This is a genomic window from Xanthocytophaga agilis (genome assembly GCF_030068605.1).
GTDB lineage: Bacteria > Bacteroidota > Bacteroidia > Cytophagales > 172606-1 > Xanthocytophaga > Xanthocytophaga agilis.
The window spans coordinates 133,645-152,421 of sequence record NZ_JASJOU010000009.1 but is presented as its reverse complement, the minus strand read 5'-3'; the positions used below and the strand labels follow the sequence as shown (position 1 = coordinate 152,421).

Genomic DNA, 18,777 nt, shown 5'->3' with positions numbered 1-18,777 from the left:
CAAATTAACCAATTGGACTCACCCATTTTCAGGGATATTATCCTTGTATCCCTTGTTTGTAAGATTTTATGGCATTTTAACAGGATGTCTTTTACTAAAAAGGCTGTTTTAAAGTATATAAAGTCACTAACTCCTACCCATAATCTTACTAAGCAAAGACAGAGATTATATAAATCCTATTTTGTATTTCAATATTGAGCAGTATTTCTATTATAGAATGTGAAATTAATCACCATTGCGATGTAATGTATTACTACTAATGGAGAGATATGAGCTTTGTTAACAGAGTAAAATAGTTGATAATCATGTGAGTATGTAATTGTGTTACGGGCTTGTTTTAGGAAGGGATATAAAGAGCCGTATCTTTGATGATGAAAAGTCTCTAAAGAAACATGTAAAATAGTCGTTTTTATTTAAAACAAAGAATTACTCTTTTATGAGATCACTCCATTTTTTTCTCCTGCTATGTGTACTTTTATTGTTCAACGCCTGTCGAAAAGATGCCGTTGACAAGGAAATTGTTGATCCTGATCCGGTTACGCCAGATTTAGGTGTGAAAGTGACTTCAACTATTACAGGGTTTGTAGTAGATGAAACAAATAGTCCTGTTGGTTGGGCTACTGTTAACGTAGGTGACAAATATATCAAAACAGATGAGTATGGCTATTTTAAAATAGCTAACGTTTCTGTAGCACAGATTGCCGGTCTGATTAAAGTAACAAAAAGTGGATATATAGACGGATACAAGACAGTCATGCCTTCAGCGAACAAAGAAAGTTTTGTACGTATTAAACTGGTACCCAAAAAAGAAATTGGTACAGTAGAAGCTGTTTCTGGTGGTACTGTTACTACTACAGATGGAGGAAAAATTACTTTACCTGAAAATGGTGTTGTAAATGCTTTAAGTGGTGCCATATATAGTGGAAATGTACACATAACTGCTAGTTGGCTGAATCCTGCTAGTACAGAAGATTTACAAATGAACATACCAGGTGATGCAAGAGGTACAGACAGCAGTGGTTATTTAAAGGCATTAAAAGCATACAGTACAATTGCCGTTGAACTTACTGCCGATAATGGACAATTGTTACAGATTGCAGATGGCAAGTCTGCTACTATCAGTCTTCCAATACCTTCAGGTTTATCTGCTGAAGCACCAGCCACTATTGACTTATGGAGATTTGATACAACAACAGGATTGTGGAAAAAAGAAGGTTCGGCTACCAAAACAGGTGATGCCTACGTGGGTACTGTTTCTCACTTCTCTTTCTGGGAAGCAGCAGAAGGAGTATCGTTTGTCAATTTATCCGTACGAGTTGTAGATGCTTCGTCGCAACCTTTGGCGAATGTACCTGTTAGCATAAACATCGCCGGACTGCCTAAAAATGCAGGACATGGTCGTTTGGGATTTACAGATGCCAACGGATATATCAGTGGAGCTGTTTTTGCCAATAGAGATCTGGTACTGGATATTCTTACTCCTTGTGCTATTTCTGCTTATTCGCATGATTTTTCTACTACCTCTGTAGATCTGGATTTAGGTACACTAACAGGTAATCTGGGACAAAGCCAGGTAACCATTAGTGGTACTGTATCCAATTGCGAAAACCAACCTGTTGCCAGTGGACATGTACAAACCTATGATGGTGGCTTTTACAACCGGATCGCAATCAGTAATGGCAATTTTACCTATACAGGATTGGCCTGTACGAATACAGATGTCAATGTGGTAGTAGTTGATAATGCAAACTATCAGCAAAATACACCTAAAACAGTAACGCTGCATTCAGGAGTGAACAATCTGGGTGCATTAACTGCTTGTGGGACAAGCACACTGGGTGTTATTACTTACACCTATGATGGCATAACTACAACTATTGCAGAACCTACAGATACAATAGGCGCTTATCTGGCAACTCCACAAAATATCTGGACACAGATTGTTACATTGAGTGATGGGGTAAATAACAGTCAGAAGATGTCATTTCAGTTTGATGGTGGTACAGCCCTTAATTCACAACATGCTATAACTGATGTGTTCTGTAATGCTTTTCCAAGTGGAAGAGGCTATTGGGCTACTCCTATTCAGCTCACTATTACAGAGTATGGAAAGGTAGGTGGTTTTATAAGTGGTAACTTCAGTAGTCAGATGTTGGATTTTGGCGATAACTCTTTGCATACGCTAAGCTGCACCTTCCGTGTCAGACGAAATAACTAAAAGTTGAAATGAATAAAAAAACACTCTTTATTTAATACAAAGAGTGTTTTTTTTATATACATATATTACCCTGATTTCTGAAAATCCAAGATACAATAAGGTACAAAGAGAGCAAAGATCACCTCAATCACGAAAGGTAGTGTAGGTGCGCAGGGATAAAAATTCCGCGGGCCTAGCGTTAGCCCTGTGGGGCGAAGCTTTGGAATTTTTTGTCCTTTTTTGCTTCATTTTTTGGACAAGCAAAAAATGAAGAGGTCAGTGGAAGAACAATGATTGGCACAACAAGCAAACTTGGATATAGAAATCAATACTACTACATCACCTCAAACCTTCCATTCGTCAAAAATAATTGTGTGAGGCCATCCATAACATAGCTTTGTAACAAACACTGCTACTACACTATGAACTCACGACAAGTCTACCTGGATTGGTTACGTATCTTTGCCATTATTGGTATGTTATTCTTTCATTCTGCAATGGCTTTTGTGGCTGAAGAAGGTTGGCATATCAAAAATAAAGATACCAGTAATCTGTTACTCGAGTTTAACTTCTGGCTCAGTCGGTTTCGGATGCCACTACTGTTTTTTATTTCAGGTGCTGTCGCCTGGTGGATTATGGAAAGCAAAACGGTTTCCTCGTTTATTGGCTTGCGATTTAGACGGTTATTTCTGCCACTGGTTTTTGGGATATTGGTCGTTGTGCCACCACAAATATACATGGAGCGGCTTACCCAGGGGTTCAAAGGTAACTTCTGGGATTTTTATCCTACTATGTTTAGTGGCAACGTCTATCCTAAAGGCAATATCAGCTGGCATCATTTGTGGTTTGTAGCCTATCTGTTTGTGTATGATGTAATGCTGGCTCCTTTTTTTGGATGGTGTAAAAGGCCTGCTGGAAAAAGATTTCTCCAGAAACTGAATTGGTTTGCCTCAGGACTACGTATATATTGGTTAACTGTTCCTGTCATTGTCTTGTTTAGCCTGTATTGTATAGACTATCCCCAAACACACGATCTGATACACGATCCCTGTTATTTTGTATACTGGTTGTTCTTTCTGCTGGTCGGCTATCTGTGTATGGCTAATCCTGTGTTGCTGGGCTCGCTGGAGCGTAATCGCAGACTTTCCCTTACACTGGCATTTTTGAGTATTGTCTCTATTAATTACCTGCGTTGGAATGAACTGGAGCCATTTGACCTACTGCCTGGCTGGCGAGCAGATGTACGAACCTATCTGTATCTGGCACTTTATCCCTTTACTGCCTGGACATGGGTATTTGCTATTATTGGCTATGGCAAACGATATCTGAACAAACCGAATGCTGCCTTAAACTATCTGAATGAAGCAGCCTATCCGTTCTATATTCTGCACCAGACAGTTATTATTGTCATTGTTTATTATGTAGTACAGACTACTGATACTATTGGGTCAAAGTTTCTGTTTACTTCCTTTGTTTCTTTGCTGATTTGTATGCTGATTTATCATACTTTAATCCGACCATTTGGATGGATGCGATTTCTGTTTGGGATGAAACCTCAGAAATTATCTTCTAAGGAGCCTGTACAGACAAGACAATTGGCAGAAGCAGATTAGCAGATGTTGTATTATTAAAAATACCCAATGAAGTTTTTTCGGACATATCTTTTTCCTGCATTCTTTGGATTGTTGATTTACATCTGCATTCGGCTGGTGAATGATGTGATTTCAGATACGAAGTTCTGGAAGAGAGCCTGGGAAATTAATGCCATTGAGATCTTTTTCAGCATTGTGGTAGGGTATATTTATGATCTGATTGTCCGGCACTTTGTGCATAAGTTCAGCAGACAACAGTATGCTGCTTTTACTGCTGGTATTCTTCTTAAGGAATTTGCTGTTGTGTACTTGTATTGCTTCATGATTTTGTCTGTGACTATGATACCCATGGCTGCACTTACAGACGACGGGCTTCAGATGTATGATGTCATTAATATCAATCTCATTCCTGGGTTATTCGTTTTGCTATATTATGCAATCGCAAGAGGAATGGTATTACTAAAATATACCTATGAGCAGAAAGTGAAGATTGAAAAGATGCAGAACGATCAGTTACAAACAGAGTTGAAGTTCCTGAAAGCTCAATACCATCCACATTTTCTGTTTAATGCACTGAATACAGTGTATTTTCAAATGGATGAAGATGTGGCAGGAGCTAAAAAGACACTAGAGAAGTTTTCACAGTTGCTTCGCTATCAGTTATATGATCAGCAGGTAACTGTGTCTGTAGAACGGGAAATTGCCTATCTGCATAATTTTATAGAGTTGCAACGTATCCGCAGTAGTAGTCGTTTGCAGCTTCAGGTAGAGATTGACGAAAGTTTAAAAGAGCAACAGATCTATCCATTACTCTTTTTACCTTTGGTTGAAAATGCATTCAAATATGTAGGAGGAGATTATCAGTTAGTCATTTGTCTGAGACAGCAAGTCAATGGAATTAGTCTTGAAGTTGACAATTCACTACCCTTGCTGGTGTCTTCTGTAGAAGGAGTAAAACAACGTTCTGGTGGAATAGGGTTAGATAATCTCCGCCGCCGCCTGGAATTATTGTATCCTAATGCACATGCATTGGAATTATCCCGGACAGACGCGTTATTTAAAGCCCGGTTATTTATTCAAACGCACTAAATACATTTCTATCATGCGATGTATCATCACTGACGATGAACCTTTTGCTCTTAAAGGAATAAAAAGCTATGTAGAGAAGATAGACTTTTTGCAATTGGTAGGTACCTGTGAAGATGCTCTTCAGTTAAACTCGTTGCTTAAACAGCAACCAGCAGATTTGTTGTTTCTGGATATTGAAATGCCTCTATTATCAGGTATTGACTTTCTACAACAATTGATCAATCCTCCAATGGTCGTTTTTACAACAGCTTATGAGCATTATGCATTGAAAGGATATGAATTGAATGTGGTTGACTATTTGGTAAAGCCTATTCCTTTTGAACGATTTTTAAAGGCTGCCAATAAGGCTTACGATCTTTTTCGTTCACAAAGTCAGGTAACACCAGAACCTGACTTTCTGTTTGTAAAAGTGGATGATAAACTCATTCGGGTAGAACATGATGCTATTTTATATATGGAAGCCCGTGAGAACTATGTAATGATTTATACTACTACACAGAAGCTGCTGGTACACATTACATTAAAATCCATAGCAGAACAACTACCTGCCAGTCAGTTTATACAATGTCATAAGTCATATGTAGTCAATACCCGAGCCGTAGTACAGGTAGAAGGAAATGTTTTATTTCTAGGCAATGCGCATATACCTATGTCTAAGATACTTCGTGATGAGGTAATCAATCGGATTGTAAATAATAGGTTAGTGAAGAAATAACTTTAGGGATTGAGAATAACGCCTTAGCACAAGAAATTATACATATCCAATAAGAACTTCTCCTTGTCCTCTTTAAAAAACTCCTTTCTCCGTCCTCCTGAAAGGATCTTCCCGCCCTGCCTGCCACACATCAGCGTGGGCGGGACAGGTGTGACAAATAGAGCCATCTCTGGTTTCTGTGAGAAAAAAATGCACTCCAAAAGTAAAATCCGTTGATCTTATCAAGAATAATAAAGGTAGAGGCATACACTTATTCTGATTGCTTTCTTTTCTGAAAAGTTATAAAATAGGCTAAGAGATATGATTATCTTTGAGTATAGGTAATATACACCTTCCTCCCATTTTTTACTAGAAGTACATACATACTTGAAAACACATTGGCGATGTTTATACATTCACCGACAGGATCACCCTTTCTTTCACTCCATGTGTCAAGTTTGGCAGAAGTGAATCTTCGGAATGATAAACGCTTTGTGGGCGAGGCGGATGTGCAAACAACATAAAACGTGGCGACTTTTCATTTATTCCTGATGAGGAATACGATCCAGTGAGAGGTTTCTCAGAAGCCTGGTTTGGTTGAGTACTGTTTATAGTTTGTACAGATGCTTTCTCTATCTGCTTTACAAAATTCAGAGCCTTGAATAGTTCAAAGTCCATGAATTCGTATTGCTCTTCCTGTTCAAGTCTTTTCCATATATCATAGGCTGTTTTAATGCGAATCCGTACCTGATCCCGCTTTAGTTCTTTTACTATATACTTAGCTGCATTGTCTTTATCCTTTTTCTTTTCCAGCACAGCCAGGTGGTACTCATTGCGTTTGTATTTCGCATTAACCTCTTTATACTCTTTTTCCGCTTTTTTGAGTTGCTTGTTACGTTCTTTGGAAACAGGCTGGGCTTCCAGTTCTGTTTTTTGCTGCGTTGCGTGTGCCAACAGTTTAGTCAGAAGAGTTTGATTGGCAAGTGATTGTTCCTCATCTTCCTGAATGGCTCGGATGCGTTGCTCCATCCGGAATAGTTCATGGTTAAGGCGGGCTTCATAGACCATCAGGCGGTAATATTCAGATTTGTATTTGCGGATAGCGGTTGTATTGGTATGATAACGAGGCATATCTTTATGTTAGAGTACTGATGTTTTTTACGTGATTTATTTATCCTAAAGATACAAAAAATAATAGTGCTATTGAAGGCGTTTTAGCCATTGCTTGATAATTTTTTATTTTTGATTATCAGTTTGTTATGTTTTTCTTTTTTTCTTTTTACTAGTAAGGGTTTGTATAGATATATTACTATCTTTGGAAAAGCTGTAATACCCTGCATGACAAGAGGATAGCCAACCTATGGCTATTTGTTTCGTATAAGCCTCAAAATCAGACTTTTATTAATGTGTCACCAAACCTGTAATTTTTTACAGGGTAAAATCCTTTTTACTACTATGGAGATGAACAGAACATTTCGGTTTGTACTTGCCCTTCTGATAGGAGGTGTAGTACTTTATTTGGCTTATCATTTTGGACTTATCGTAAATCCGTCTCCCAGGTAGTTCTTCTTTTGCTTGCTACAATTGCAAGTAGCATACAGTACCCTCTCAATGCTGGATTCCTGTATGCTGGCAAGTAGTTGGCTGTGTCTTAAGGCGTGTGATAGTTTGTAAGGATTGTCTTTAGTGTTCTGCCTTCTTCTTTTTGGATCATATCAGTAAATGCATCAGAAGGTATTTGCTTCAGAAGCTGGCTGCAATAGCCTGTGACAAGCTGAGTAATGACTTTGTAACTCTTTTTTGTCGGACAGCCTCCTGATTGCTTCACTATGGTAGGGAATGCTGAGAAATCGCCATGGGTGGTATTCAGGATTTTATAAATCTGTTTAGGGCCCTGTAACAATAAATTAAAATTATATACAGAATCGATAGTTGCCTGGCCTTCGGTTGAACTGCTTTCCAGACGCAGATAAGGAGTTTTGTTTGAAACAAAATCATGACTGATCTGATTAAAAAGGCTATCCTCTTTGGCATCTGTGCCATAATGGTGAAATTCTGACCCATCCAGAGATATCACTGCATCGATGTCGGTATATGTCATCCCTAGCACTACACCCGCCAGGCCTCCCCAGCTATAACCAACTACAGCTATTCGTGAAGAGTCAACCTCTGGCAGTTTTTTTAAATATTTTAGTCCGAAAGCTGCATCAGAAACCTGTTCCATCAGATCGGCTTGTTGCATGGTCATATCGCCTGGGTAGCGACCAATAGAATTGAATGATACAACAATATAACCATTCCTTGCCAGTTCTTCCAGTAGTTGGATGTTCTCATATCCCATTCCATTGTAACTAGCCATATATAACACCAGCGGAAACTTACCTGCGGCAGCTATAGCGTTTTTTCTGGAATGACTCGGTGAGGCAATGATCTTTTCGACAGAGGAACAATGGAAAAAATCAGCCAAACTTTTGGCTAACTGTGTGGAGAATCCATCACCTGCATGAGAATCTGTGTAAAAATTAGCCCGTTGCTCAAATAAGGAAAGCATGTTTCCAAACATCAGAATAGAATCTGCCCGTGAACTATCTGCGGGATACCAGATGTCCAGATCAACAGGACGATAATACAGATAGTGAGTTTGGGGGCCATCTGACTTATACAAACGAGAGCTATCTGTGATTCGTATAGTCTTAAAGCCTGAAACATAATAGATACGTTCCTGGGAAGTTTGACAGGCTGACAAAAAGATACTGATACATATAATTACACAGGAGGAAAATAACTTCATAGGGAAAAGGTTTGGAAAGTGTGTGAAAAGTAAAAACCGAAATTGCAAAATTGCCTGAAGGAGTGCCGGGTTTTAACTTTCTTTAACCTATGAGGCTATTTTTATACGGTTAATCAAGGTGAACTGTTAAAAAAATTAACCTTTTAATGGCTGTTTAGTTGTAATTGGCATGGCTTTTGGAGAAAGGATGAAGTTTTATGAAATGACTTTATATAGAATCGGGATTGGTTGAAAAGAGAGAATATTTGTGTTTATATAGGTAATAATTTATTGGGAGATTTAGACTAAGTTTCCAACTTAGCTAGATAATTAGTTATATTTGGGTATCAGTTTTGGCTGATTAATAATGTCTATTGAATATATTAATGTTTTTTGGGCGCTGAGCTACTTATGAATAACAAAGATTCTTTATTGGTCTATCTGGCCGATGATGACGAGGATGATCGGATGTTTTTTACTGATGCTGTAAAGCAAAACTCCCGGTCAATCCATGTAGATAGTAGTACCAATGGTGAGCAATTACTGCAAAAAGTGTTTAATCAGGATTTATTGCCCGACGTTGTATTTTTAGATTTAAATATGCCCAGAAAGAATGGTTTGGAGTGTCTGCAAGCCATTCGTGCCAATAGTACAACACAACATATCCCAATTATTATCATTTCGACTTCTTCGGCCATCGAAAATATACGAAAAGCTAACTCGTATGGGGCTAATTTCTATATACAAAAACCAGATGATTTCTTTGAGCTGAAAAGATTAATAGAGATAGGGATTCAATTCTCACTGGCAGAAAGAAAAGAAGAAGATGTCTTTTTACTCAACGAGGTACTTTCTGCTTAAATAATAGGGCAAATCAAACAATAGAATACACCTGCTGCGCAACCGTAAAAGTGGCATGGTTTTTTAAATACAGGGTGTATGAGTCGGATTTTATTTAGTGTTGTCCTGATCATAGAAGTGCTACAGCATAACTCAGATATAACTTATATAGAATTGATTTCCTTACATTATAACTAGAGAAGTCTATCATTTTTAGTCGAAGAGTATTGTTGTAAAGATAAACTACTTATCCTGCCTTTTTCTGATTGCTTGGGAATATACATATCCTGAGTTTGACAAAAATATCTGCTCTGAAATGAAAAAAGTATACAGAAGTTATGCCAGAAAATCTGGTTGCCTCTGCTTCAAAAAAGAGGCTTAGATGTATAGACAATAATTCAATCAGGAATGAATAAAAAAATAATTGTAGATATTCAGAATAAGACTTCTGTCTCTATCGACTCTTGTGAAAAAGAACCTATCCATATTCCGGGAAGTATACAGCCTCATGGGTATTTACTGGCAGTTACAACCGATACACATATAATTACCCATTGTAGTGCCAATGTTGAAAAATTCCTTCACCAGTCAGTAGAACAGGTGCTGGGGGCTTCACTGGAGACTCTGTTTACAAGTCAATATGCATCTATCGTTTCCTTTCTGGAAAATGAACAGGCAAGGGCCAACAGTACTCTGTTGGTAGAGCATCACAATGGTTTTGGGTATTGCCATTTATCTGTTTACAAGAGTAACGAGTTATATATACTGGAGTTCGATCAGTGTTCTGACCTGGCAGAAGATCTGTCAGCCGCCAGAGCTGGTATCAATGAACTCCTTATGTTGGTACAGAAGCCACAAAGTATACAGGCGTTGTGTCAGGCTATGGCTGTTTATGTACAGAATAAGCTAGGATTTGACCGGGTTATGATTTACCGGTTTCATCCGGATTATACTGGTGAGGTGATTGCCGAAGCTGTACATGAAGGAATGGAACCTTATCTGGGATTGCGTTATCCGGCAGGTGATATTCCCCCTCAGGCCAGGGAGTTGTATGTACGTAATAAGATACGGATCATTGCCAATGTGCAATACCAGCCTGTCCCTCTTTTTACGTATGTGGAAGGGGATAAGACTCCTGAGCAACTGGACCTTTCTGATTCTTTTCTGCGAAGTGTATCTCCTATACACATTCAGTACCTGAAAAATATGGGAGTGGCAGCCTCTTTTTCATTGTCTATTATAAAAGATAACAAATTGTGGGGTCTCATTGCCTGTCATCACAACACACCTAAATATGTAAGTCCCAGCCAGCGACAAGCTGCCTTACTGTACGGTTTGGTGCTGAGTTCGCAGTTAGACGTATATGAGCGGGCTGAATCCCTGCAACTGATTGCCAGAGTAGACGAAGCACTGGATGTCTTGTTGAAGAAACTACAGCGGGAAGGTTTAGATGTGAACAGACTTATCATAGATCCCTCACTGGAACATATATCAGGTGCTACAGGAGTTATTGCACTGATCAAGGGCCGGGTTTATCGTAGTGGGCATACGCCTTCAGAGGAAGAGACATTGAATCTGCTTACCTTTCTGCATAGTCATGCTTCCAGTGGAACGTTGGTCACACAAAAACTGGTTGATATTTTTCCGGAAGCAGAATCTTATGCGAATCTGGCATCGGGAGTTATTTACCATCGGCTGACAAAATCAACGGATGATGCCATTGCCTGGATAAAACCTGGGCTGGATCATGTGATTACCTGGGCTGGTAATCCTGATAAAGCTGTAGAAAAAGACAGTGAGACACAACAGCTCAGGCCACGCACGTCTTTCGCTGCCTGGCAACAAATAGTAAAGAATGAAAGTGATCCATGGCATAACCATCAGATCAATGCTACCTATCTGTTTGCCTCTTCTTTGCAGAAATACCTGCATCTGTCATATCTGAAGAAAGAAGAAGAGAAACAGCGGTTGCTGGCTGAAGAGTTAAAGAAATCCAATGAAGAACTGGATAATATAAACTGGATTAATGCACATGATTTGAAGGAACCTCTTCGTAAGATCCGCGTATTTATTTCCAGAATGCTTCAGGCAGAAGATCTTCCAGAGAAAATTGGAGAGGATTTGATGAAAGTAAATAAGTCTGCCATACGTATGCAGGCACTGCTTGAGGATATTATGAATTATGCACGGGTAGCAGCACGAGAACAACTGCATAGCCAGGAAGCAGATCTAAATGTGGTATTACTTGATGCATTGGATAATTTTTCAGACGAAATACAGTCCAGAAATGCCATAGTATTTGTAAATCCTATGCCTGTGATCTATGGTAATGCCTTTCAGTTGAGACAGCTGTTTACCAACCTGCTTGGTAATGCCCTGAAATTCACTCCTTCAGATAAAACACCTGAAATTATTGTGTCACATCCGCAAAGTCCTACTGATGAAGTGACCGAAGCAGATCTGGCTCAATTTTTCATTGTCACTGTAACAGATAATGGTGTGGGATTTGATGAACAGTATAAGGAGCGCATTTTCAAGTTGTTTCAGCGACTGGATAACAACGTGCATGGTACAGGGATAGGGCTAGCCATTTGTCGTAAGATTATGGAAAATCATCAGGGAAAGATTGAGGTAAGTAGTGAGCCCGGAATTGGAACTACTTTCCGGTTGTATTTTCCCCTTGAGTTTGTCAAACCTACTACGCTTACTAGCTAATTTATAAAAGCTAAAGCCCTATCTGGGGCTTTAGCTTTTATATTTATATTATGGTTATTGACTTACTGCTTAATCACCTTCTCTATCTTAACACCCTTCGTTGTTAACACCTGAACGAAATAAAGTCCTGAAGGTAATCCGGATGTGTTTAGTTGAGTTTTCTGATTAGAAGGATAACTAGTTTGCAGGATTCTTCCCTGTCTGTCAAAAAGAGCAACCGATGTAATGAGATTGTTGCTGCTTATTATAAGCCGATCCTTTACTGGATTTGGATACATATGGGTACTGTGGTCAGAAGCAGACTCTGTAGCCAGTGGCAATGCATAGATTGTTCTTGCCAGATTGGTTTCAATCGGTGCATTGTAATCGAAAAAGATATTTGCCTTATTCGTTACCTGTGTACCTGTAGATAAAGTGGGCAATGTTTTAATCTTAAACAATATATTGCCTTTGCCTCCTGCTTTCGGATTACCGGAAGCAGCTGCCAGTTCAATATCCTTGAAAATAAATTCCACTGTATCTCCTTTAATCTGTGCCCGAAATGAATGTGAGGCATCCAAAACCTGAAGTGTATTAATATCAAACTTTGTAGGGTCAATGACATCTCTTACCAATACATGGACAGCTGACGCATTTCCGATATTTTCAAACTCAATGTTGTAATGCAGATAGTTTCCAATATTTTCCGGATCTACTCTATCTCCTTCCAGACAAGTTTTGGCATTTGGGTCCATTGAGTTGATTACCTTCTGATTTAAGATAAATAGGTTATCTTCTGGTGTGGTATCACCTTGTGGAGAGTCAATACTTGCTGTAAAACCAAGTATATCATCTGCGTTCAATGATGGAGTTTCCAGTGGTGAGTTCAGATTTAATCTAATTGAAATTCTTCGTATTTCGAATGGAGCCAGATTGGTGTAACTCCATACTAACTCATTATCTGACTGACTGCTAATAGCAGGATCTGCAGTGACAAAATCAGTTCTCTGGTTGTCAAATAGGAGATGGATATTACCCGAAAAGGATTGATTGCCTTTGTTTTTATATACGATTGTATAACCTGCATCAAAGCCCGGTCTGGCTGTTCCAAAAGGGGTAATTGCAATTTCCAAATCAGGATGGACGCCCTTGGCCGTCATACAGAAATCCTGCGTTTGTGTTGACTTGTTTAGTATCGGAAAATCAAAAGTTGCTGATGCTGGTGTGATCGTGAAGTAATCCGGATTTTCCAGTTCTGGTGTTACGGTAAATAGTCCTGCGCCAGTGTAAAAAGAAGAGTTTGCTGCTGGATTGATCAAAGATGCCTCACTCTGCCCATCACCAGAGAGACGGAACTTTACGCCCAATGCGGATAAATCTGTTATTCCACACCCATTGTTATCACTATCAAAGCGTGTGTGTACTGTAATAGTATTAAAGTTATCTTCTCCAGGAACGAAATAACAATGAGAGGTGGCAACAGTTGTTTTGTTTTCAGACGCTGTGATTTGTTCCAGTATCTGCGGCAACTGAGATTCATCTGCACAGATCGCTTCCAATTTGGGACTTTCCTCAAGTACGAGGCTTTCGTTAGCTCCATTTTTCATAAAGATAGAGGTAAGATTAGGGCCACCGCATTGGAGATAGGTCATCGCTATGTTTTTACTTACATCCAGTGTGATGAGTGGATTATCATAACAGATTAAGATGCCAAGTTCCAGATTCTTGGTTAGATCCAATGTTTTTAGCGATGTCTCTGCACAAAACAGACTTTTTAACTTTACCAGTTTGGAAATATTTAACGGCTTTGTGAGAGGATTATTCGTAATATCTACTCCTGTCAGAGACGTATTTACTGAGAAATCCAGAGAATACAATTTGTTGTTAGTAGAAACAAATGTCTGAAGGGCAGGTGATTGAGAAAGATCAATATTGGTAAGATTATTATTGTGACACCGCAAATGTTCCAGTTTTGGCAGTTCTCCCAAATAAAGAGAATATAGACTATTGTTAAAACAATGTAGCTCCTGTAAATTGATCAGTGTTTCTACATTGACATTGGTTAGTTTGTTGAATGAGCAATCCAGATAGTTCAGTGCATTTGTGTTTACTGGAAAATATATCTGCTCCAGTAAATTATTGTTACACTCTAATCGCTCAAGTTTAACAAGCTCCTGTATATTCAGTAGAGTTAAAGAGTTATATGAGCAATTCAGGTATTTTAGATTGATAAATGCTTCTATTCCTGTGAGATTAGAGATCTGCGCTGAATCAAGAGAAAGAGTAGTAACTGTCAATGCTTCTGTTGATTGAATTTCTCCATCCAGATTGGCATCTGCACCTGATAAAAATAACTGGGCTTTGAAGTTTTCATCCGGAATATTGACAATTTGTGCGTTTGCCATTCCGGCCAAAAGTAATAGAAATAGTAGTAGTTTTCTCATGTTTTTGATTTAAAATACCAGACTAAGTTCATCCGTTTTTGGGTAATGTGTAGGCTATTTATCTATTATAAGGAGTTGTTATGTTGCCTGTATGTTAATGCTTGTTGAATAGTAATAATATAAAAGTGATGTAGGATATACTATAGAACTGATACTAACTAAAAAAGCCTGGAAACATTCTTATTTACATCTTACCTTATATTGACAATCAATTTCTCTTCCATTTAAGATTGTTTTTAGCTGTTGTATCTCTATTAGACCTCTGTATATAACTGTTTTTAAAAGGCATTTGTAAAAATAGCCCTACGTGTACCTATCTGCAGCGAACAGCTTTTCGTTACAGGATGGATGTAAATATCTGATAATTTTCTAATTGTTTGTATGTTACTATGTGTATAAATACATAATGTGACTTCTACACATTTTCGCGTCAACTTTGGAGACCTGCTATAATAATAGATTGGGAGGGGGTAGGTTGGTAATAACATTTCTCAAGACGCTTGCATTAGATCAAAGCCAATTAATGAATAAATATTCAAGTCCCAGCCAGGTTACACAGGATACACATGGTTATACCTTAGGTTACACTTTAATTTGTTGACAATGAGATAGGTAACACTGGTTACGCATTTTTCCCATTTTTCGCAAAAGTTCCCAGAAACAATAGCGTAATAGCTATACTCCCTTTATATACTATTATATTATAATATATAAATACACGCGTATAGAGAATTAGTGTAACCAGTGTAACTGGCCTAATTCACAGATTTTTAGAAGTGTAACTATTAAGTGTAACCATGTGTAACTAGGTGTAACTTGCCTTATTGTCAATTATTTACCACATGCTGGGGATTGCTTATAAGACTCTTGTGTCTAATAACTTTGAAAGAAGTAGTCAGAATCGTAGGCAATAGGGAGAAGAGAGACTTTTAGTCTGTGACTCTGACTATATAGAAGTACTTATAGACGCTTATTCTGATCGCAGGGACTTTACAGGATTCATTAAGGCCGCTTTGATAGACTGAAAGCTTACGGTTAGGAGTGCAATAAGAATTGCCAGGAGACTGGCTGCTGCAAATACCCACCATGAAAGAGCAATCTTATACGCAAAGTTTTCGAGCCAGTTGCTACAAACATACCATGCAATAGGGATGGCAATAAGAATAGCCACCATAACCAGTTTCAGGAAGTCAGAAGATAACAGTGTTACAATACTACTGATGGAAGCTCCCAGCACTTTCCGGATTCCAATCTCTTTTGTACGTTGTTCAGCAGTAAAGGCAGCCAATCCAAACAATCCTAAGCAAGCTATAAAGATGGCAAGGCCTGCAAAGAAAACCGCCAGTGTTCGTACAATTGTTTCACTTTGATACAGTCGGTTATATTCTGCATCCACAAAAGAATATGTAAAGGGGTATTTTGGATTCATTTTAGCACAGATAGCCTGCAAGCTTGCTAATGCCTGTTGGGTTTGCCCCGGTTGAGTACGAATCAGAATATTGTCATAGTTCCAGGTCTCTGCCAGTCGGATAATCAGTGGCCGGATAGGCACATGCAACGAATTAAAATGAAAATCTTCGATAAGACCTACAATCTTGCCAGGTTGCTTACCAAATGTTAGTGGTTGTCCAACAGGGTCTTTATATCCAATGCGTTTAGCAGCAGCTTCATTGATCAGGTAATTGGTCGTATCTGTGCCATAACTAGGTGAGAAATCCCTGCCCTGTAGTACTTTGATTTTCATGGTTTTGGTAAAATCATAGCCTATCCAGGTATTATTAAACTGAATAGCTGAGGTAGGGTCTTTTCCAATCCAATGTACACCATCTGTAGTATTTCCATTATACAAAGGATCAGTTTGCATATGGGTAACCGATTGGATACCCGGCATTGAAAGGAGCTCCTGTTTAAAGGCTGTATATTTTTGGGCAATCTCCCCTTCGCCCTGTATCCTGATCAGATTTTCGCGGTCATATCCCAGATGTTTGGTTTGGATATAGTCCAGTTGTCGATAAATGACCAGAGTACCAACAATAAGCAACATAGAAAGTACAAACTGAAATACCACTAAACCCCGACGAAACAATAACGCACCGGAACCAAACCGTAATTTGCCTTTTAATACATTGATAGGGTTAAGAGAGGAAAGGAAGAGTGCCGGATAACTACCCGCTAATAAGCCCATGACCAAAAGAATACCTGCTAGCACCAGACCAAAGGCCGGATCGTGAAATGGTAATAGTAATTCCTTGCCTGTTAACTGATTGAAAGCTGGAAGGATAATAGATACCAATACTAATGCAACAACCAAGGCTAAAAAAGTAAGAAACATAGCTTCTCCTAAAAACTGTGCAATCAATGCAGCACGGGGAGCACCTACTACTTTTCGTACGCCTACTTCACGGCCCCGGTTTACAGAACGGGCTGTTGCCAGGTTCATAAAATTGATAGAAGCAATTAGTAACAGGAACACTGCCACTATAGAAAACAATTGTACATATTCAATCCGACCACCAGCCCGATGCCCATCTTTAAAGTCAGAATACAGGTAGGCTTCTGTTTCAGGTTGCAGAAACAGCTCAATGTTAAACGTTGGCCCTATATCTGTATTCCGCCCTTTGAGAAATGTTTTGAGCTTGGCATTTAGCAAGGCAGGATTAGCATCCGGACGAAGCTGGATTCGAGTGCCTGGACCCGCATTACTCCAGTCCATGAGCCAGGTTTCGCGTTGCAAATACTGTTTCCAGTTGCGTAAGAAGTCATAAGGCTCAGGTGAGTTAGCAGGGAGGTTCTCAAATACAGCGGTGATCTGATGATCAGCATAGTTATCAAACCGGATTGTTTTTCCTACTGCTTTTTGTGGCGTGCCAAAATAAATCTCAGCGAGTTTACGGGAAATGGCTACGCTATTAGGGGTAGTTAGTGCAGTTGTTGCATTTCCGGCAAGAACAGGTATGCTATACATGATCAGCCAGTCTGCACCTACAAAATGCCCTTTTTGTTTGGTACTTTTGCTACCAACACTAAGCAGATGTGATTCTGGCCCAGAAAATCCGGCAGCATACTCTATTTCTGGAAACTGTTTTTTGAGTTCATCCGCTAATATACCGGGTGTATCTTCGTCTGTTACAATCCGCCCATCTGCAATCTCATGTTCCATAATCCGATACAGGCTGGCACCATTGGGATAGTGAGTTCCTATACTGACTTCATCCTGTATCCATAGAAAAATAAGCAGGCTGGATGCAATGCCTAATGCCAATCCCAGGATATTGATCACTGAGAAAGCTTTGTTCCGCAACAGATTGCGAAAAGCAACTTTGATATAGTTAGAGAACATACAGCAGCTTTATGGAAAAACAGGTGAAAAATCATCTTTATGATAGTATTGACTACGCAAACATTTTGCCAGAGCTTCTCTATGCGGTTTCAGGCCTAAATTGATTACTGATAGAAAGTCGAATGTTCACTTTCGGACATAGTATGTTCACTAGTGAACTAATAGGCTCAATGATAAACTATTGCATTTTTTGATGATATACTTTTGTGCTATTTATATAATTGTCTTTATAACCTATCTCTTAATTCACTTTATATATGAGAAAAACCCTTACAGTTTGTGTGTTATTTCTTTGTTGCTTATCTGGTTTTGCACAGTCCAAACCGTTAGATCAAATGACGATTGGTCAGATTGATTCAGTTAGAAGAAGTATAGATAAGAAATATACAGAGCTTGATTCTTTACGAAATGTATATAAGCTGGATTCCTTGTCGTATGAATTACATAAATTAGAACTGGAAGTCTCAGGGAAAGATAAAAATTATACGGCATTTATGGTGTTTACCCAAACATCATTTAACAAGGTATCTTCTTTTAATCAGGAATTGCAGGGATTAGGTTTTCCAACATTGACGACTCATTCAACAGGTATAGGATTTGGAATGGCTATTAAAAGAAAACGTCTCCTGCATGAAGGTTTTTTAGTGGTAAATTTTAATAATAAAGTAAGTAAAGGAGATGACAAAGTCTGGATGAGTGGAGAAAATATCTTTAATTATCAGCTAGGATTCGCTGTATTGAATAGGAAACGCTTTCAACTGTATCCTTTTGCCGGCATTAGTTATGGCCTTGTTTCCATCGAATTGAGAAAAAAAAGAAATATGACCGATCCAAATTCATTAGAAGGAATTGCACAGGCAATAAATGAGGCTCGTATTTCGAAAAATGAAATACAGATAAGTACAGGTCTGCAATTAGATTACCATTATAGTTTTAATAGTGGCTTATCTGGTTTGATCATTGGATTAAAATACGGACTTTCCCGAGATGTCTTATCGGATAATTATGCAGCCAATGGTACAAAAGTGAACTATAATCCTGATATAATTTATAGAAATACTTTTTTGGCGCTATCTCTTAAGATATATTGAAAATAAAAGACTGCCATTCAGTGATT

General features: G+C 38.7%; 11 protein-coding genes. 7 read left to right on the top strand and 4 right to left on the bottom strand.

Features of this window, described 5'->3' with window-relative positions:
* Window positions 1–436: 436 nt before the first annotated feature.
* From QNI22_RS23835 to QNI22_RS23820, 4 genes are all read left to right on the top strand, one after another.
* Entirely contained in the window at window positions 437–2,218 is a 1,782-nt protein-coding gene (locus QNI22_RS23835) for a carboxypeptidase-like regulatory domain-containing protein (protein ID WP_314514368.1), read from the top strand.
* A 401-nt stretch (window positions 2,219–2,619) separates the two neighbouring features.
* Window positions 2,620–3,810: an acyltransferase family protein gene (locus tag QNI22_RS23830; protein ID WP_314514367.1), complete on the top strand. Its 1,191-nt coding sequence runs from the start codon at window positions 2,620–2,622 to the stop codon at window positions 3,808–3,810.
* A 27-nt stretch (window positions 3,811–3,837) separates the two neighbouring features.
* Window positions 3,838–4,878: a sensor histidine kinase gene (locus tag QNI22_RS23825; RefSeq protein ID WP_314514366.1), complete on the top strand. Its 1,041-nt coding sequence runs from the start codon at window positions 3,838–3,840 to the stop codon at window positions 4,876–4,878.
* Window positions 4,814–5,593: a LytR/AlgR family response regulator transcription factor gene (locus QNI22_RS23820; RefSeq protein ID WP_314514365.1), complete on the top strand. Its 780-nt coding sequence runs from the start codon at window positions 4,814–4,816 to the stop codon at window positions 5,591–5,593. Before QNI22_RS23825 ends, QNI22_RS23820 begins: the two co-directional genes overlap by 65 nt.
* Window positions 5,594–5,980: 387 nt before the next feature.
* Here the strand turns inward: QNI22_RS23820 and QNI22_RS23815 are convergent, their stop codons facing one another.
* A complete protein-coding gene (locus tag QNI22_RS23815) occupies window positions 5,981–6,703 on the bottom strand; it encodes a hypothetical protein (RefSeq protein WP_314514364.1) in 723 nt (240 codons plus the stop codon).
* Window positions 6,704–7,223: 520 nt separating this feature from the next.
* On the bottom strand, window positions 7,224–8,363 hold the full coding sequence (locus QNI22_RS23810; RefSeq protein ID WP_314514363.1) for a dienelactone hydrolase family protein: 1,140 nt from the start codon (window positions 8,361–8,363) through the stop codon (window positions 7,224–7,226).
* Window positions 8,364–8,753: 390 nt separating this feature from the next.
* Between QNI22_RS23810 and QNI22_RS23805 the strand changes: the two genes are divergently transcribed.
* The gene (locus tag QNI22_RS23805) at window positions 8,754–9,203 is read left to right on the top strand and encodes a response regulator (protein WP_314514362.1); all 450 of its coding nucleotides are present in this window, start codon (window positions 8,754–8,756) and stop codon (window positions 9,201–9,203) included.
* 387 nt (window positions 9,204–9,590) lie between these two features.
* Window positions 9,591–11,897 (top strand): ATP-binding protein, encoded by a 2,307-nt coding sequence (locus tag QNI22_RS23800; protein ID WP_314514361.1) that lies wholly within the window; start codon window positions 9,591–9,593, stop codon window positions 11,895–11,897.
* Between the two features lie 62 nt (window positions 11,898–11,959).
* Here QNI22_RS23800 and QNI22_RS23795 read toward each other — a convergent pair whose 3' ends face one another.
* Together QNI22_RS23795 and QNI22_RS23790 are read right to left on the bottom strand one after the other, a co-directional pair.
* On the bottom strand, window positions 11,960–14,320 hold the full coding sequence (locus QNI22_RS23795) for a DUF7619 domain-containing protein (protein ID WP_314514360.1): 2,361 nt from the start codon (window positions 14,318–14,320) through the stop codon (window positions 11,960–11,962).
* A gap of 970 nt (window positions 14,321–15,290) precedes the next feature.
* A complete protein-coding gene (locus tag QNI22_RS23790; protein WP_314514359.1) occupies window positions 15,291–17,660 on the bottom strand; it encodes an ABC transporter permease in 2,370 nt (789 codons plus the stop codon).
* A 257-nt stretch (window positions 17,661–17,917) separates the two neighbouring features.
* On the opposite strand from QNI22_RS23790, the gene QNI22_RS23785 reads away from it, so the two are divergent.
* Window positions 17,918–18,751, top strand: a complete 834-nt coding sequence (locus QNI22_RS23785; protein ID WP_314514358.1) for a hypothetical protein — start codon at window positions 17,918–17,920, stop codon at window positions 18,749–18,751.
* Window positions 18,752–18,777 lie beyond the last annotated feature (26 nt).

Bases quoted from the DNA above. Each gene is read 5' to 3' on its own strand.
- QNI22_RS23835 (WP_314514368.1), top strand. From the start codon at position 437: ATGAGATCACTCCATTTTTTTCTCCTGCTATGTGTACTTTTATTGTTC.
- QNI22_RS23830 (WP_314514367.1), top strand. From the start codon at position 2,620: ATGAACTCACGACAAGTCTACCTGGATTGGTTACGTATCTTTGCCATT.
- QNI22_RS23825 (WP_314514366.1), top strand. From the start codon at position 3,838: ATGAAGTTTTTTCGGACATATCTTTTTCCTGCATTCTTTGGATTGTTG.
- QNI22_RS23820 (WP_314514365.1), top strand. From the start codon at position 4,814: ATGCATTGGAATTATCCCGGACAGACGCGTTATTTAAAGCCCGGTTAT.
- QNI22_RS23815 (WP_314514364.1), bottom strand. From the start codon at position 6,703: ATGCCTCGTTATCATACCAATACAACCGCTATCCGCAAATACAAATCT.
- QNI22_RS23810 (WP_314514363.1), bottom strand. From the start codon at position 8,363: ATGAAGTTATTTTCCTCCTGTGTAATTATATGTATCAGTATCTTTTTG.
- QNI22_RS23805 (WP_314514362.1), top strand. From the start codon at position 8,754: ATGAATAACAAAGATTCTTTATTGGTCTATCTGGCCGATGATGACGAG.
- QNI22_RS23800 (WP_314514361.1), top strand. From the start codon at position 9,591: ATGAATAAAAAAATAATTGTAGATATTCAGAATAAGACTTCTGTCTCT.
- QNI22_RS23795 (WP_314514360.1), bottom strand. From the start codon at position 14,320: ATGAGAAAACTACTACTATTTCTATTACTTTTGGCCGGAATGGCAAAC.
- QNI22_RS23790 (WP_314514359.1), bottom strand. From the start codon at position 17,660: ATGTTCTCTAACTATATCAAAGTTGCTTTTCGCAATCTGTTGCGGAAC.
- QNI22_RS23785 (WP_314514358.1), top strand. From the start codon at position 17,918: ATGAGAAAAACCCTTACAGTTTGTGTGTTATTTCTTTGTTGCTTATCT.